The following is a 15,271-nucleotide window of genomic DNA, read 5'->3' on the forward strand; positions in this document are numbered from 1 at the left end:
CGTCAGGGGGTGGTCCCGTCGGAGGCGCGGCGGGCACGCGCGCGGCGCGCCTCCAGGGCGATCGGGGTCAGGGAGACGAGGACGACGAGTGCGACCAGGGGCAGCAGATAGCGGTCGACGTTCGGCACCGAGGAGCCGAGAGCGTAGCCGCCCAGTGTCAGACCGACGGTCCACACCACACCGCCCGCCACCTGCCACACGGTGAAGACCCGCACCGGCACCTCGAGCACTCCGGCCAGGGGGTTCAGCACGGTGCGCACGATCGGTACGAAGCGAGCCAGGACCACGGCCTTGGCGTGTCCGTAGCGCTCGAGGAGTTCCTCCGCGCGTGCCGCGCCCTCGTGCAGCTTCTTCGATCTGCTGCGCGCCAGCAGGGGGCGGCCGCCGCGGCGCCCGAGCCAGTACCCCGTCTGGGCGCCGAGCAGGGCACCGGCCACGGCGGCCACCAGTACCTGCCACAGCGAGAGATGCACCGACCTGTCGGAGTCCCCGGCGCACAGCAGTCCGGCGGTGAACAGCAGGGAGTCGCCGGGCAGGAAGAAGCCGACCAGCAGGCCGGTCTCGGCGAACATCACGACGGCGACGCCGAGCGCGCCGAACGCGGACAGCAGGGATCCCGCGTCCAGGACGTTCACCGCCTGGGTGACGGCCAGATGGGCAGCTGCCACGGAGACGACCCCTCTCATACCGGGAAGCGGGCGAGGCGGGGCCCGCTCCGCGCGACTACAGTCACGTAGACCGCCCACCGAACTGTAGACGAATGAGAGCCGAGGAGTGTTCCCATGTCCGGGCGGCACCGGTCCGGTACGGGTCAGGAGCGTGGAACCGGCGATGCCGAACCCTCTGCCCCACGGTCGAACGCCGACCGGATCCCCGCGGCCACGCTCTGGGCGAAGGCGGTCGGCGACGGGTCGTTCGGCAGCTGCGCCGGCACCGTCGTGCCCTTCCTGCTGCCCGCCCGGTCCGCGAACAGCGCGACGGTCAGTGCGAGTCGGCTGTCGTATCCGGTCGCCCACACGGTGCGCCGCGTGTTCCCGCCTCCCGCCCCCGCGGTGACGAAGACCTCCTTCGCGCCGGCGAGAGCCGTCCCCCTTCCGCCGGGTACACGCTGTACCTCCGCATGCGCTCGGTAGACGGTGCGGCCCGCCCGCGTGATGCGTGCGACGGTGTAGGGGATGGCGTACCGGCCGTCCGCCAGCGCCGCATACGCCGACGCCAGGTGCAGCGGGGTCGGTGCCGCCGTCCTCAGCAACGCGCGCAGGGGTTCGGCCGTGCTCAGCTTGCCGACGGGCCCCATGGCCGTCCCCGCCTCCACCGCCCCGCTCACCGCGTCGTTGAACGGCCGGTGCGCGTAGTCCGAGCCCCCGTACAGCACCCGCACCGCTCCGTCGCCGGGCACCACGCCCACGACGGCGGTGTGCAACCGGACGCCCTGGGCCGCGGGAGGGTCGTCCTGGATCAGTTGCGCGGCCCTGTCCTGCGAGGTCAGGTCGAAGGTGGTGGTCACGCTGTAGCCGCCCCTCGCGAGCTGGTCCTCGGTGATGCCGAGCCGGTCGGCGGCCTCCTTCGCGGCGACGTCGATCAGATACTGCCGCTGCCCGTCGGTCTCGCCCGGCGGATAGAACCGGAACGCCGGGAAGCGCGCCGCGGCCCGCTGCTTCGCCGTGATGCTCCCGCTCGCGACCATCGCGTCGAGCACCCACTCCCAGCGGCGGAGCAGCTTCGCGGTCACCTTCGGGTCGGAGCCCGCCTTCTCGTAGTACGACGGGATGTTGATGATGGACGCCAGGGCCGCGCCCTGGGCGATCGTCAGGTCCTTCGCGTCCACGCCGAAGTAGTTGCGCGCCGCGGAATGGATCCCGGCGGCGCCCCGGCCGAAGTACACGGTGTTCAGATAGCCCTGGAGGATCTCGTCCTTGCTGCGGGTGCGGTCCAGCTTGATCGCGACCAGTGCCTCGCGCGCCTTGCGGGACAGCGAGTGCTCCGGGCTGAGCAACGCGTTCTTCACGTACTGCTGGGTGATGGTGGAGCCGCCCTGCGGCTCGCCGCCGGTCAACGCCGCCAGCGTGGCCCGCGCGATGGCCTTCGGTGAGATTCCCTTGTCCGTGCGGAAGGAGCGGTTCTCCGCGGCGATCACCGCGTCCTGCACGGGCCGCGGGACCGTGGCGAGGTCGACGTCCTGCCGGTCCACGGGTCCGCGCCTGCCCAGATAGGCGCCGCCCGAGTCGAGGAACACGGTGCTCTGGGTGACCGTCTCGGGGTGCGGCTTCGGAATGGGCGTGAACCGGTACGCCACGACGACCGCCGTACACAGCGTCGCGATCAGGGCGAGGAAGGCGTACCCCAGCAGCCGCAGTCGCCGGCCCCTGGTGCGCCGGAACCGGATCCGCAGCGGCAGGCGTTCGCGGTGCCGGGGCCGCTTCATATCAGCCCCCCGTCGCGGGCCGAGCGCGCGACGGCCTTGCCGGAGGTGTCGTACACCGTGACGATCCGCTCGTCCGGGCGGGCGGACAGGACCGCCTTCGCGTCCTTGAAGGGCACCGGAGCGCTCGCGTACCAGATGCCCCAGCCCGGATCACCCGCCAGGACCAGGACCTTCGCCGTGGTCGCCCGGTCACCGGTGCGCACCGAGACGCGTCCCGGCTCACCGCGCAAGCCGTAGTAGAGGCCCGAAAGGAGGAAGCCGCCCTTCACGCTGTCAACACGCAGCGTGACTCCAGGCCTGTCGTCGAGCGGCTCGTCGCTGCTCCTGTGCCCCTCGATCACGGAGTGTCCCGACCAGTGGCCGCCGTCGGCCGTCAGCCACACCCGCACCCCCGGCCCGGTGGTCACCCGCTCGCCGGGAGCGACGACCCGCACAGGACTGGTCGCCGCAGGCGCGCCGCCCGCAGAGTCCTCCGTGCCCGAACCGCCGCCCCGGACCAGGCCGTCGGCCAGGAAGGCGACCGCCGTCAGCAGTACCGCGCAGCCGGCCCCGGTCACGGCGACTCGGCGCCGGCGTTGTCTGCGCCCGCGTGCCCGGACGTCGGCCAACGGCACCTCGGACGGCGTCAACTCCCCCACGGCACGGGCGTATTGCTCCCGCAGTCGCCCGACGTCGCCCCCGGCCGCTTCCAGGCCCCGCCGGGCGTGGGCCCGCACCGCGCCCACCGAGCACCCCAGCAGCTGCGCGATCTCGGCATCCGTGCGGCCCTCCCAGACACGCAGCACCAGAACGGCCCGGCGGCGCGCCGACCGGCGCCCCCGCAGCCGGCGCAGATGGCCGCGCACGAGACAGCGCCGTACATGGAAGTCGACGTCGTCACACGGCACACGTCGCCACTGCGCGCACATCCGCTCCAGCGTTCTGCGCGCCAACTCGTCTGCTGCACCGGGCTCGTCGGTGAGCAGCCGCGCGGTCGCCGTCAGACCGGACCAGTGTGTCCGGGCGTACGTGGCGAAGTCGTGGCCGGTGGGGGGTACGGCGGGGGTCGGTGGCACGTGGGGGGTTCCTTCGGCTCGGAAACTCGGGCCGTACAGGCAGGTCGAGCAGCCGAGGAGGCGACAACGTCCAAGAAAGGGAGCCTCGGGCCCCGGTGTGCCGTCTTCCTGTACAAGACCTGTACGCACGACGGAGGTGGCCGGGTTGCAATCAAAGGCCACGGATTCAGGCAGGGGCATGACCGAGGACGAGTTCGACGCCTTCTACGCCGCCGCGTTCCCCCGGCTGACCGGACAGCTCTACGCCTTCACGGGCGACCACGGCGAGGCCCAGGACGTCGTGCAGGAGGCGTTCGTACGGGCCTGGGACCGGCGGGACCGGTTCCTGGCGGACAGTGCCCCCGAGGCGTGGATCCGCACGGTGGCCATGCGGCTGGCGGTGAGCCGCTGGCGGCGCGCCAGGCGCTGGCTGGAACTGGTGCGGCGCACTCCGCCGCCCGAGACCCAGCCGGGGCCGGGCCCCGAGTACACGGCGCTCGTGGCCGCCCTGCGCGACCTGCCCGAGGCGCAGCGGATGGCGATCGTCCTGCACCATCTGTGTGACCTGAGTGTGGAGCAGGTAGCCTCCGAGACCGGTGCGCCCGTGGGGACGGTCAAGGCGAGGCTGTCCAGAGGGCGTACGGAGCTGGCGAAGCGGCTTGGCGGGAACGAGGCCGACGGGCCGGTCCGGAAGGAGAGCGGCCGTGTCCGATGAACTCTCGACCGCCCTGCGCGAGTTGGCCGCCGCACGGGCGACCCGGCCGGTCGTCGACGGTCCCGGGATCAGGGCCCGGGCGATGCGCCGCAGACGCCGCCGTCGCACCGCGTACGCCCTCGGGGGCGGGGGGACCGCGGCTCTCGCCCTGCTGGGCCTCGCTCTGCACCTGCACCCGGCCGGGGCACAGGACCCCCTGCCCGGCAGCCGGCCCCCGGCCGTGACGGCCCCCGTTTCCGCCCTGCCCTCCCCGAGTGCCGCGACGCCTGTCGTCGGTACGCTCGACCTGTCCCGGCACGGCCTGACGTGCGGCCGCCGAGTGCTGCCGGTCCTCGCGCAGTGGGGCCGTCCGCTCGCCTCCACGGGCCCGATGAGGGTGGTCGCGAAGCACAACCCGCGGGACCTGACCTTCGTACTGCGTTCGAAGAACCCGGTCGAGGTGCGCGTTCCGTATGTGGTCGAGCTGCGCGACCGGCAGGACCGGCCGTACTACATCGGCGTCTTCACCCCGAAACTCAAGGCCCTGAGCGAATACGCGGCCAAGAGCGACTGGATCGGCCTCGGCGCCGAGGACGCCGCCTGGTTCTACGCCCGGGCCCACATCGGCGACACGCTGGCCGTCACCGAGGATCCGGCGGCCCGCTGAGCACCGGCCTCTTCAGCCGACGCGCTTCGCGAACGCCTCGTACGCCCGCTCGTCGAAGAGCACGAAGCGGACCTCCTCGACCGCCGTGTCCGCGGCGCGGACCGTCTCCACCGCGATGCGGGCGCCGTCGTCGATCGGCCAGCCGTAGATGCCGGTGGAGACGGCGGGGAAGGCGACCGTACGGGCGCCGAGCTCGTCGGCGACGCGCAGGGACTCGCGGTAGCAGGAGGCCAGCAGCTGGGAGCGGTCCTCGCTCGCCGACCAGACCGGGCCCACGGTGTGGATCACCCAGCGCGCGTCCAGGTCGCCCGCGGTGGTGGCGACCGCCTGGCCGGTAGGCAGGCCCTTGCCGTAGTGGGAGGCGCGGAGTGTGCGGCACTCGTCGAGGATGGCCGGGCCGCCCCGGCGGTGGATCGCGCCGTCCACTCCTCCGCCGCCGAGGAGTGAGGAGTTGGCCGCGTTGACGACCGCGTCGACGCTCTCGCGCGTGATGTCGCCCTGGACGAGCGTGATGGTGGTCATGTCTGCCTCAGCCTCCTCCAGACGGCCTTCGCCGCGTTGTGCCCGGACATTCCGTGTACCCCGGGTCCCGGTGGAGTGGCCGACGAGCAGAGGAAGACCGCGGGGTGCGGGGTGCTGTACGGGGAGAGGGTGAGCTTGGGGCGCAGCAGGACCTGGAGCCCGGAGACGGCGCCGGAGGCGATGTCCCCGCCGATGTAGTTGTGGTTGCGGGCAGCGATCTCGGGCGGGCCCGCGGTCGCGCGGGCGATGACGCGGTCGCGGAACCCCGGTGCGAAGCGCTCCAGTTGGCGCTCCATCGCGTCCGTGAGGTCTCCGGTCCAGCCGCTCGGCACATGGCCGTAGGCCCAGAAGACGTGCTTGCCGTCGGGTGCGCGGGAGGGGTCGACGACGCCGGGCTGGACCGTGATCATGAACGGCCGCTCGGGCGCCCGGCCCGCGCGGGAGGCCTCGTGCAGGGCGGTGCCGATCTCCGCGCTGTCGGCACCGATCTGCACGGTCCCGGCGCCGCGCGCCTCCTCGGCGGTCCACGGGACCGGGCCGTCCAGGGCGTAGTCGATCTTGAAGATGCCCGGGCCGTAGCGGTAGCCCTCGTAGTAGTTGCCGAGGCCGGCGATGCGGGCCAGGGCGGTGGGCGAGGTGTCGAAGACGTACGCGCGGGCGGGCGGCAGGTCGTCGAGGCGCTTGACCTCGTAGTCCGTGTGGACCAGGCCGCCCAGGTCCTTGAGGTACGCGGTGAGCGCGTCCGAGATGGACTGGGAGCCGCCGCGGGCCACGGGCCAGCCGCGGGCGTGCGCGGCGAGGGCGAAGACCAGGCCGATGGCGCCGGTGGCGAGGCCGGTCAGGGGCGCCATCACATGCGCGACGAGACCGGCGAACAGGGTCTTGGCCGGCTCGTCGTGGAAGCGGCGGGTCAGCCATGCCGAGGGGGGCAGTCCGACCAGCCCGAAGCGGGCGAGGGTGACCGGGTCGCGCGGGAGCGCCGTGCCCGGCAGGGACATGAAGTCCCGCACCAGGGTGTCCCACTTGGGCAGGAACGGCTCGACCAGCCTGCGGTACGCACCGGCGTCCCTCGGTCCGAACGAGGCCGCCGTCTCGGCCACCGAACGGGACAGCACGGCGGCGGTGCCGTCGGTGAACGGATGCGCCATGGGCAGCCGGGGGTGCAGCCATTCGAGGCCGTACCGCTCCAGGGGCAGGGCGCGGAACGCCGGGGAGTTGATGCCCAGCGGGTGGGCCGCGGAGCACGGGTCGTGCCGGAAGCCGGGGAGGGTGAGCTCCTCGGTGCGGGCTCCCCCGCCGACGGTGTCACGGGCCTCGAACACGGCCACGGAGAAGCCCCGGCGGGCCAGCTCCACGGCGGCCGTCAGTCCGTTCGGCCCCGCTCCCACCACGACTGCATCGAGCATCGACGGCACCTTCGGACCCCTTCGTCAGCCGATGGCCACTGAGGATCAGGATATGCCGGGCAACCGGCCGTCCTGGGCGGCGGGTGGTTCACTGCTGAACAGTTGTCCGGATCACTCCTGAACCGGTGCCGGGATCACGCCCCGTCCGACAGCAGGGCGCTCACCCGCCGGGCCGTCGCCTCGTCGCGAGCGGCCGTGAACGGAAGGGCGTTGCCGCCCGTGATGCGGAACGGCTCCCCGGTGAGGGTCAGATGCGTGCCGCCCGCCTCCTCGACCAGCAGGATGCCGGCGGCGTGGTCCCAGCTCGCCTCCCAGCTGAAGGCGACGGCGTCCAACCGGCCGCGGGCGACGGCCAGATACTCCAGGCCGGCCGAGCCGCAGGGACGCGGTGCGACGCCCTCGGTGCGCAGGCCGAGCAGGGCCCGCTTCTCCTTCTCGGTCGTGTAGTCCGGGTGGGAGGTGGCCACTTCGAGGTCGCGGCCGGGCGCGGGCGGTCCGGCGTACAGCCGCTCGCCGTCGAGGAAGGCGCCCTGGCCCCTTACCGCCGTGGCGAGTCGGTCCGTGGCCGGGGCATAGGTCCACGAGGCGAGCAGGGCACCGCGGTGGGCGAGCGCGATCAGCGTGCAGAAGCCGGGGTCTCCGTGCACGAACTGGCGGGTCCCGTCGACCGGGTCGACGATCCACACCGGCGCGTCCTCGCATATCGCGCCGTAGGTCGCCGGGTCGGCGTGCACCGCCTCCTCGCCGACGACGACGGAACCGGGCAGGAGGGCGCCGAGGACCTCGGTGAGATAGCGCTCGGTGAGCCGGTCGGCGTCGGTGACCAGGTCGTGCGGTCCGCTCTTCTGGTCGACCTCGTGGTCGGCCAGGCGGCGGAAGCGGGGCATGATCTCGGCCGCGGCGGCCTTGCGGACCGCCTCCTCCACGTCGGCCGAGCGGTGGGCGAGAAACTCGTCGATGGTTTCCTTGTTCTCGATCATGTCTCCATGAGAGCACGCGCCACTGACAATCCCCGCCGGGCCGGTGGACGCCGGGTGGAATCCGCGTGAACTCGCGGTGCGCGCTCAGCGGCCGACCGCGTACCCCTGCATGCCCCGCGGGTTGGCGGCCGCCGACAGGACGCCGGTCTCCGGGTCCCGGGCGACCGCGCACAGCCGCCCCTCCGACCAGGCATCGCCCACCGTCACGTCGTGGCCCCGGCGCCGCAGCTCCTCGACGACCTCGGGGTCCATGCGGGACTCGACCGTCACGCTCCCCGGCCTCATGCCGCGCGGGTAGAAGGAGCCGGGGAAGCTGTCGTTGTGCCAGTTCGGGGCGTCGATCGCGCCCTGGAGGTCGAGGCCGCCGCGGACCTGTGCGCGCAGGGCGACGGCGAGGAAGAAGTGCAGCTGCCACTGGTCCTGCTGGTCGCCGCCGGGGGTGCCGAACGCCATCACCGGGACGCCGTCGCGCAGGGCGATCGAGGGCGTGAGCGTGGTGCGGGGCCGGCGGCCGGGCGTCAGCGCGTTCGGCAGGCCCTCCTCCAGCCAGGTCATCTGCAGCCGGGTGCCGAGCGGGAAGCCCAGTTCGGGCACGACCGGGTTGGACTGCAGCCAGCCGCCGCTGGGGGTGGCGGCGACCATGTTGCCCCAGCGGTCGACGACGTCGAGGTGGCAGGTGTCGCCGCGGGTGGTGCCGTCCGCGGCGACCGGGGGCTCGCCCGGCACGGGTGAGACCGTCGGCTTCGCCACGGTCGGCTCGCCGACGCCCATCGGGCTGAACCCGGGCTCGTCTCCGACGACCGTGTGCGCGTGCGCGCTGAGCCGCGGGGTGCGCCCGCCGGGGCCGCCGGGGCGCAGGTCGTACGAGGCCTTGGCGCCGACGAGATGGCGCCGGGCCGCGTTGTAGTGCGGGGACAGCAGGTCGCTCAGCGGGACCGCGGCCGCGTCGCCGTACCAGGCCTCCCGGTCGGCCATGGCGAGCTTGCAGCCCTCGATCAGCAGATGGACGTAGTCGGCGGAACCGTAGGCGGGCAGTTCGGGCGGGAGCAGGGCGAGCTGCTGGAGGAAGGCCGGGCCCTGGCTCCAGGGGCCGGCCTTGCACACCGTCCAGCCGTTCCAGTCGTACGTCGCCGGGGCCTCGTAGGTCGCGGACCAGCCGGCCAGGTCGGCGGCGGTGAGCGTGCCGCTGTGGCGTTCGCCGCTGGTGTCCATGGTGGGCCGCTGCGCCTGCCGTACGAGGGCCTCGGCGATGAACCCGGAGCGCCACACCTCGCGGGCGGCCTCGATCTGCGCGACGCGGTCCCCGGCCCCGGCGACCTCGGCGAGCAGCCGCTTCCAGGTGGCGGCGAGGGCCGGGTTGCACAGGAGCTCACCGGGCCTCGGGGCCTTTCCGCCCGGCAGATAGACGTCCGCCGACGAGGTCCACTCCGTCTCGAAGAGCTCCCGTACGGTCTCGACGGTCGCGCCGACGTTCTCCACGGGCGCGTGCCCGTGTTCGGCGTATCCGACGGCGTACTTGAGGATGTCGGCGAGGGGTTTGGTGCCGTGGTCGCGCAGCAGGACCATCCAGGCGTCGAAGGCGCCGGGCACGGCGGCGGCGAGGGGTCCGGTGCCCGGGACGAGGTCCAGCCCGAGCGAGCGGTAGTGGGCGACCGTGGCGCCGGCCGGAGCCACGCCCTGGCCGCACAGCACCCGTACCTCGCCGTCCGCCGGGGCGAGCAGGATCGGCACCTCCCCGGCCGGTCCGTTCAGGTGCGGCTCGACGACGTGCAGCACGAACGCCCCCGCCACGGCCGCGTCGTACGCGTTGCCGCGGTCCTCCAGTACGGCCATCGCGGACTGCGAGGCCAGCCAGTGGGTGGAGGACACCATGCCGAAGGTGCCCTGGAGGGTGGGGCGGGTGGTGAACGGCATCTCTCACCTCACTGCTGACGCGCCTTCGCGGGCCGATCGGCGCTCGGGTCCACGGGGAGGCTACCCAGCCGCGGGCGCACCAAGATTCCGCCTTCTGGCCGGGCCCGCGGGCCGGTGATCAGGCGTGGCGCGGCGACACCAGGCCCGACTCGTAGGCGAACACGACGAGTTGGGCCCGGTCGCGCGCGCCCAGCTTCGTCATCGCCCGGCTGATGTGGGTCTTGGCCGTGAAGGGGCTGACGACCATGTGGGCGGCGATCTCCTCGTTGCTCAGGCCCCGGGCGGCCAGCGCCGTCACCTCGCGTTCGCGGCGGGTGAGGCAGTCGAGGCCGGGAGCCGTGGCCCGGTCCGGCGGCCGGGAGACGAACTCGCCGATCAGGGTGCGGGTGACCGACGGGGAGAGCAGCGCCTCGCCGCGGGCGACCACCTCGATGGCCTGGAGGAGGTCGGACGGTTCGGTGTCCTTGAGGAGGAAGCCGCTCGCACCGGCCCGCAGGGCCTCGAAGACGTACTCGTCCAGGCCGTAGTTGGTGAGGATGACGACGCGCACGGCGTCGAGCGTGGGGTCCGCGGCGATCCGGCGGGTGGCCTCGATGCCGGTCATCACCGGCATCTGCACATCGATCAGCGCGATGTCCGGCGCCTGCTCACGCACCAGCGCCAGCCCCTGCTCCCCGTCGGGCGCCTCCCCCACCACCTCGATCCCGTCCTCGGCATCCAGCAGGGCCCGAAACCCCGCCCGCATCAACGCCTGGTCGTCCACGAGCGCAACCCTGATCATCCCGCCTCCCCCAACGGCAGACACGCCCGTATCTCGAAACCGCCCTGCGGGCGCGGGGCGGCGTGGAGGGTGCCCGCGAGGGCTGTGACGCGTTCGCGCATTCCGGTCAGGCCCACGCCGGGCTTCGGGGGGTGAGCCGGGTCGGCCGTGCCGTCGTCGGTCACCGATATCGTCAACGCGTCGATGTCATAGGCCAGTTCAACCGACACCTTGGCCGGGCCCGCGTGCCGGGCGGCGTTCGTCAGCGCCTCCTGGACGATGCGGTAGACGGCCCGGTCGAGCGTCGCCGGAAGGGGTCTGACCTCGCCGGTCACCTTGAGTTCGGCGGCGAGGCCGGCCGCGCAGGCCCGCTCCACGAGCAGCGCGGGCGTGCCGGTCGGTTCGTCGCTGCGCAGCACCTCCAGTGTGGAGCGCAGTTCGCGCATGGCCTCGCTGCTCGCGTCCTGGATGGCGAGCAGCGCGGGCGGCACCTCCTCCCCGCGCTTGCGGGCCAGGTGGACCGCGACCCCGGCCTGGAGCTTGACGATCGAGATGCTGTGGGTGAGCGAGTCGTGCAACTCCCGTGCGATGCGCAGCCGTTCCTCGCCCGCGCGGCGCAGGGCCGCCTCCTCGCGGGTGCGTTCGGCCTCCAGGGCGCGCTGTTCGGTCTGGCGCAGATACGCCTGCCAGTTGCGGTCCGCCATGCCGGTGATCACCGCGCACAGGAACCAGCCCGAGAGCAGTGAGCTTCTCTCCACGACGTCGTGGGTGGTCGGCCCGGTCGGGATGTACGCGGCCAGGAACAGCATGGTCGCGCCCGCCGCGTACCCCCGGTGCCCCGCGCGCGCCGCCACGAGCACGGCGACGAAGACGGGCAGGGCGGCGGTCGGTCCCGGGTGGGCGTGCAGGACGTACGCGCTGCCGCCCGCCGTCGACACGGCGAGCACCGCCCGCGGGGAGGTGCGGTGGAAGGCCAGGGCGGCCGAACTCAGCGCGATCAGGCCGTAGTCGACGGCGGTGGTGTCGGTGTCGAAGGCGGCCGCGGTCAGCACGACGGCGCCGACGGCGACCGCGAAGAGCACATCGGCGAGACGGCTGCGTGAGACTCGGTACCCGCTCATGCACGCACAGTAAACGGCCGCGCCGACAACGGCGTCAGCCCTGTGGACGGCTCTGCCGCTACTCCCCCCGTAGTAGAAACCGGTGCGTCCCGCCCCGCGGTCGCAGTGCCGACTGCCTCCGGCCGTACGACGACCTCACCCGCCCCCGGGGCGCACGCTGCTGTCCATGTCCACACCCTTCCGTTTCACCGAACCCCTGCCGCCGAGGGCGGCCACCGGCCGGGTCGCCGAGGTGTACGAACAGCTCGCCCGCGACTTCGGCATCGACAGGGCGTCCACCTTCGTGGTGCTCTCCTCCGCGCCCGAGATCCTCGCCCCCGCCTGGGCGTTGATGCGTGAGTCGCTGATCGCCGGCGCGGGCAGCCGCACCGGCAAGGAGCTGGCGGCCTACGGCGTCTCGCGCGCCAACAAGTGCCCGTTCTGCGTGGACGCGCACACCGTCCTGCTGCACGCCACGGGCGACCACGCCCTCGCCGAGCGGCTGGCCCGGGGCGAGCAGCCGCAGGACGAGGAGCACGCGCGTGTGCTGAGCTGGGGACAGCACACGCGCGTGCCGGGCGCCGGTCTGATGCCGTACCCCTTCCCGCCGGAGCACGCCCCCGCCTACATCGGCACCGCGCTGGCCTTCCACTTCATCAACCGCATCGTCTCGGCGCTGCTCACCGAGCAGTTGCTGCCGGGCAACGTCCAGCGCTGGCGCCCGGTGCGCAGCCTCGCGGGCCGCTCGATGACCCGGACCGTGCGCCGTACGGCGGTGCCCGGCGCCGCCCTGCCCCTGCTCGACGAGCAGGCCGCGGGACCCGCGTGGGCGGCAGGCACCACCGTCGGACCGGCCTACGCGGCGCTCCGCGCGGCGACCGCGGCGGGCGCGGACCTGCTCGACGCGGACGAGCAGGCCGTCGTACGAGAGGCCCTGTGGGACTGGGACGGATCGCATCCGGCGCTGTCCTGGCCCGGGCTCCCGGAGCGCGGTGAGCGGCCCGGCGCGCGGCTGGCCCTGCTCGCGGCGCTCGCGCCGTACCGCATCACGCCGGAGGACGTGAGCGCCTGGCGGCGTCCGGAACACACCGACCGCTGCCTGGTCCGGCTCGTCGCCTTCGGCGCCTTCGCCGCCGTGGACCGCATCGAGAGCTCCTTCACCCTGCACGCCGCCCGGGAGGGGTCATGACCGCTTCCACCGGACCCCCCACCGGCACCGCTGCGACGCCCTGCTCGCCGGCGCGGACCGGCCGGTGCGGGACACTCCGACGGTGACCGAGCGGTAACCACGCGGCCACGGAGCGAGTTGACACTTCCGTCTCACAGAGACTCATGTGAAACTGGCGCCCCCGTCCGCAGTGCGGACCACGTCCGCACACCGTCCCCCACCGAAAAGTGTGCCGTGCGCGATTTCCCTCTGCCGCTCGCCCTGACCGCGCGTCTGTCCCCGGTCGTCGTGCTGGCGGCGGCCGGCTGGGCGCTGTCGTCCGGCCCCGCCGCGACGCCGGCCGCCGAGCACAAGGAGACGCCGAAGACCGGCACCCAGTCGGCCACCGCCCCTGCCACGACGGCCCGGTCCAAGTCGTACTCCTCCGCGCCCTCGCCCTGCGGCAGCGTGTCCACGGCGACGCTCAAGTCGCTGGTCCCGGGCGCCAAGACGGCGGGCAAGGAGATCAAGTCGACCGACGAGAAGCTGCGCCGCACCTGCTCCTGGAACGCGCTGCACGGCTACGACTACCGCTGGCTCGACGTCTCCTACGAGGTCATGAACTCGGACGAGACGGGACAGACGACGTACAAGGAGCGGATCGCGGACAAGAGTGGCGGAGGGGCGGTTCCCGGACTCGGTGACGAGGGGTACTCCGTGGTGAACCTGACCACGGAGAACAAGCAGCAGACGCGCGAGGGCGTGGTGATCTCGCGGGTGGGCAACGTGCTGGTGGCCATCACCTACAACGGCAGCGACTTCGAGACGAAGGAGGCGCCCAGCACGGACGAGATCAACAAGGGCGCCATCAAGGCCGCCAAGGAGGCGGTCGCCACCCTGAAGGGCGGCCAGGCCGGCTGAGCCGCACCGGCCGCCCCCGCGCGCACACCTCAGGCGGTGCGCTCCGCCTCCCGGCCGCGCAGCAGCATCAGGGCGAGATACAGCACCATCGAGGTGCCGAGGCCGACCGCCCAGCCGTAGTCGGCCAGCGACCTCAGCGCCGGGATGGGCCGTCCGTCGACCAGTGGTTTGAAGCTCGCGCCCCCGATCGCCAGGACGCCGCCCACCACGAAGGCCAGTACGGCCCGCCAGTTCCAGCCGCCCGCGTACCAGTAGCGGCCGCCCGCGCGGTACAGGTCGACCAGGTCGAGCCTGGCGCGGCGCAGGATCCAGTAGTCGGCGATGAGGATGCCGGCGACCGTGCCGAGCAGACCGCCGACCAGTCCGAGCCAGGTGAAGATGTAGCCCTGCGGGTCGGAGTACAGCTTCCACGGGAAGATCAGTACGGCGAGCACCGCGGTGATCAGTGCGCCGGCCCGGAAACTGACTTTGCGGGGCGCGACGTTGGAGAAGTCGAAGGACGGCGAGACCAGGTTGGCCGCGATGTTCACCGAGAGCGTCGCGACCAGCACGGTCACCAGCGCGTACAGCAGGCCGAAGACGTTGTCGGTCTGGGACGCGAGCTGCACCGGGTCCCAGATCGTCTTGCCGTACACGGCCTGCGAGCCGGAGGTGACGAGCACGGACAGGAACGCGAAGAGCGTCATCGTGGTCGGCAGGCCCAGCGCCTGTCCCCAGGTCTGCGCCCTCTGGCTCTTGCCGTAGCGGGTGAAGTCCGGGATGTTCAGCGACAGCGTGGACCAGAAGCCGATCATGCCCATGAGCGAGGGCCAGAACAGCTTCCAGAACTCGCCGCCCCAGCCGAGCTTGGAGGGCTGGTCGAGCAGCGGTCCGAAGCCGCCGGCCTTGTCGCTCATCCACCACAGCATCACCAGCGCGCCGACGATGACGAAGGGCGCCGCCCAGTTCTCGAAGCGGCGGATGGTCTCCATGCCCCGGTAGATGATGGCGACCTGGATCACCCAGAAGATCACGAACGACAGCCACATGGTCCAGGCGTAGCCGCCGATCTTCCCGGCGTCGGACCAGCCGTTGCCGATCAGCTTGCCGGCCAGGAAGTAGATCGCCTCGCCGCCGATCCAGGTCTGGATGCCGAACCAGCCGCACGCCACCAACGCCCGTACGACGGCGGGGAGGTTGGCGCCCCGGACGCCGAAGGAGGCGCGGGCGAAGACCGGGAAGGGGATGCCGTACTTCGGTCCCGCGTGTCCGGTCAGCAGCATCGGGATCAGCACGATCACATTGGCCAGGGCGATGGTGAACACCGCCTGCTTCCAGTCCATGCCGACGGCGATCAGACCGGAGGCCAGCGTCCAGGAGGCCGTGTTGTGGGCCATGCCCACCCACAGGGCGGAGAAGTTGTACGTGGTCCAGGTGCGCCGTTCGACGGGAACCGGGAGCAGGTCCTCGTTGGCGTACGGACCGGTGGGCATGGGAGCGCCGGGAGCGATCTCCACGCGCCCGTCGTCCAGGGTGACTTGGGCTGTCGGTGGTATGGCCGAGGGAGCGGTGTCAGTCATGAGCAGGCCAATCGATCAAGGTGAGGTCCGGAAGGCCGTGCGGTCGGCGGGGCTGGGCGGGCCCGCCACCCCCTCCCCGGGGAGGTGGGGAGGGGGAGAACGAGGGTGGGGGGACGGTGAGTTGGGCGCCCTGTCGGGACGC

Annotated in this window: 14 protein-coding genes; 4 read left to right on the top strand and 10 right to left on the bottom strand. The window is 72.7% G+C overall.

All coding sequences use genetic code 11. The annotated features are described in order from the left end of the window. Positions 1-2 precede the first annotated feature (2 nt). The 3 genes from JYK17_RS17145 to JYK17_RS17155 form a co-directional block, all read right to left on the bottom strand. Positions 3-686, bottom strand: a complete 684-nt coding sequence (locus JYK17_RS17145; protein WP_222810668.1) for a DedA family protein — start codon at positions 684-686, stop codon at positions 3-5. A gap of 125 nt (positions 687-811) precedes the next feature. Then, positions 812-2,425 (bottom strand): transglycosylase domain-containing protein, encoded by a 1,614-nt coding sequence (locus tag JYK17_RS17150; RefSeq protein ID WP_222810669.1) that lies wholly within the window; start codon positions 2,423-2,425, stop codon positions 812-814. Then, positions 2,422-3,480 carry a sigma factor-like helix-turn-helix DNA-binding protein gene (locus tag JYK17_RS17155; RefSeq protein WP_222810670.1) on the bottom strand — a complete coding sequence of 353 codons (1,059 nt, stop codon included), beginning with the start codon at positions 3,478-3,480 and terminating at the stop codon, positions 2,422-2,424. Before JYK17_RS17155 ends, JYK17_RS17150 begins: the two co-directional genes overlap by 4 nt. A gap of 178 nt (positions 3,481-3,658) precedes the next feature. Here JYK17_RS17155 and JYK17_RS17160 point away from each other — a divergent pair, with 178 nt between their 5' ends. After that, positions 3,659-4,174: a SigE family RNA polymerase sigma factor gene (locus tag JYK17_RS17160; RefSeq protein ID WP_128801529.1), complete on the top strand. Its 516-nt coding sequence runs from the start codon at positions 3,659-3,661 to the stop codon at positions 4,172-4,174. Continuing rightward, complete coding sequence (locus JYK17_RS17165; protein WP_222810671.1) at positions 4,164-4,820, top strand: hypothetical protein; 657 nt, start codon at positions 4,164-4,166, stop codon at positions 4,818-4,820. Before JYK17_RS17160 ends, JYK17_RS17165 begins: the two co-directional genes overlap by 11 nt. 12 nt (positions 4,821-4,832) lie before the next feature. Here JYK17_RS17165 and JYK17_RS17170 read toward each other — a convergent pair whose 3' ends face one another. The 6 genes from JYK17_RS17170 to JYK17_RS17195 form a co-directional block, all read right to left on the bottom strand. After that, entirely contained in the window at positions 4,833-5,342 is a 510-nt protein-coding gene (locus JYK17_RS17170) for an O-acetyl-ADP-ribose deacetylase (RefSeq protein WP_222810672.1), read from the bottom strand. Then, on the bottom strand, positions 5,339-6,748 hold the full coding sequence (locus JYK17_RS17175) for a phytoene desaturase family protein (protein ID WP_108006461.1): 1,410 nt from the start codon (positions 6,746-6,748) through the stop codon (positions 5,339-5,341). The genes JYK17_RS17170 and JYK17_RS17175 overlap by 4 nt, the downstream gene beginning before the upstream one ends. A 134-nt stretch (positions 6,749-6,882) precedes the next feature. Further along, on the bottom strand, positions 6,883-7,728 hold the full coding sequence (locus JYK17_RS17180; RefSeq protein ID WP_222810673.1) for an inositol monophosphatase family protein: 846 nt from the start codon (positions 7,726-7,728) through the stop codon (positions 6,883-6,885). An 84-nt stretch (positions 7,729-7,812) separates the two neighbouring features. Further along, the gene (locus tag JYK17_RS17185) at positions 7,813-9,642 is read right to left on the bottom strand and encodes a gamma-glutamyltransferase family protein (protein WP_222810674.1); all 1,830 of its coding nucleotides are present in this window, start codon (positions 9,640-9,642) and stop codon (positions 7,813-7,815) included. A 118-nt stretch (positions 9,643-9,760) separates the two neighbouring features. Further along, the gene (locus tag JYK17_RS17190; protein WP_108006467.1) at positions 9,761-10,423 is read right to left on the bottom strand and encodes a response regulator; all 663 of its coding nucleotides are present in this window, start codon (positions 10,421-10,423) and stop codon (positions 9,761-9,763) included. Then, positions 10,420-11,523, bottom strand: a complete 1,104-nt coding sequence (locus JYK17_RS17195) for a sensor histidine kinase (RefSeq protein ID WP_108006469.1) — start codon at positions 11,521-11,523, stop codon at positions 10,420-10,422. Before JYK17_RS17195 ends, JYK17_RS17190 begins: the two co-directional genes overlap by 4 nt. Before the next feature lie 166 nt (positions 11,524-11,689). On the opposite strand from JYK17_RS17195, the gene JYK17_RS17200 reads away from it, so the two are divergent. Together JYK17_RS17200 and JYK17_RS17205 are read left to right on the top strand one after the other, a co-directional pair. Next, positions 11,690-12,691 carry a carboxymuconolactone decarboxylase family protein gene (locus tag JYK17_RS17200; protein ID WP_108006471.1) on the top strand — a complete coding sequence of 334 codons (1,002 nt, stop codon included), beginning with the start codon at positions 11,690-11,692 and terminating at the stop codon, positions 12,689-12,691. A gap of 213 nt (positions 12,692-12,904) precedes the next feature. Next, positions 12,905-13,570 carry a hypothetical protein gene (locus tag JYK17_RS17205; RefSeq protein ID WP_222810675.1) on the top strand — a complete coding sequence of 222 codons (666 nt, stop codon included), beginning with the start codon at positions 12,905-12,907 and terminating at the stop codon, positions 13,568-13,570. Positions 13,571-13,599: 29 nt separating this feature from the next. Here JYK17_RS17205 and JYK17_RS17210 read toward each other — a convergent pair whose 3' ends face one another. Further along, on the bottom strand, positions 13,600-15,129 hold the full coding sequence (locus JYK17_RS17210; protein ID WP_222810676.1) for an NCS1 family nucleobase:cation symporter-1: 1,530 nt from the start codon (positions 15,127-15,129) through the stop codon (positions 13,600-13,602). Between the last annotated feature and the right edge of the window lie 142 nt (positions 15,130-15,271).

Origin of the sequence: Streptomyces plumbidurans (assembly GCF_019857225.1) — a bacterium.
GTDB lineage: Bacteria > Actinomycetota > Actinomycetes > Streptomycetales > Streptomycetaceae > Streptomyces > Streptomyces plumbidurans.